This window comes from Mycobacterium gordonae (assembly GCF_001417955.2).
Taxonomy (GTDB): domain Bacteria; phylum Actinomycetota; class Actinomycetes; order Mycobacteriales; family Mycobacteriaceae; genus Mycobacterium; species Mycobacterium gordonae_B.
Genome location: NZ_LKTM01000243.1, coordinates 1 through 785, shown reverse-complemented (window position 1 = coordinate 785; position 785 = coordinate 1). Strand labels below are relative to the sequence as shown.

Below are 785 nucleotides of genomic sequence, written 5' to 3'. Positions count from 1 at the left end.
CCGGTGTTGTAGCTGCCGGTGTTGCCGATACCGGTGTTGCCGATGCTGGTGTTGCCGATGCCGGTGTTGTAGTCACCGGCGTTGCCGATACCGGTGTTGCCGGTACCGGAGTTGAAGAACCCGCGGTTACCGTGACCGGAGTTGAACAGGCCGATGTTGTCGGTACCGGCGTTCAAGCCGCCGAAGCCGACATTGCCGCTGCCCAGCAACCCGATACCGGAGTTGTTATCACCCCAGTTAGCCAAGCCGCTGTTGCCGTTACCCCAGTTACCGAAACCGATGTTGCCGTTGCCGGTGTTGCCGAAGCCGATGTTGCCGCTGCCGGAGTTGCCGAACCCGATGTTGCCGTCGCCCAGGTTGCCGAACCCGAAGTTGTTGCTGCCCAGGTCACCGAACCCGAAGTTGTAGTCCCCGAGGTTGCCGCCACCGAAGTTGAACCCGCCCACATTGCCCAGGCCGAAGTTCAACTCCCCGATGTTGCCGCCACCCACGTTCAAGCCACCCTGGTTGCCCAGGCCGATGCTGAAGGTGGTGAAGTCGGTCACCGCGTTGTGGAAGAACCCCGAGACCTCGCTGCCGACGTTGCCGAAGCCAGAGATGACCGCGGCCTGCGAGGCCTGCAACGAACTCGCGTTGAACCAGCCCGAGATGCTGTTGCCCAGGTTGCGCATGCCCGACGTCAGGTCGCCCACATTGGCCATACCCGAGGCACCCAGCCCCATGTTCTGCCACCCCGAACTGCCCGCACCGGTGTTGAAGAACCCCGAGGAACCGCCCGAGCCGCT

1 protein-coding gene is annotated in these 785 nt (G+C 63.2%); it reads right to left on the bottom strand.

All coding sequences use genetic code 11. The features are described from left to right. Nucleotides 1-785 (bottom strand): pentapeptide repeat-containing protein (locus AO501_RS18100; protein ID WP_419775680.1); only part of this gene is annotated, 785 nt, incomplete at both ends.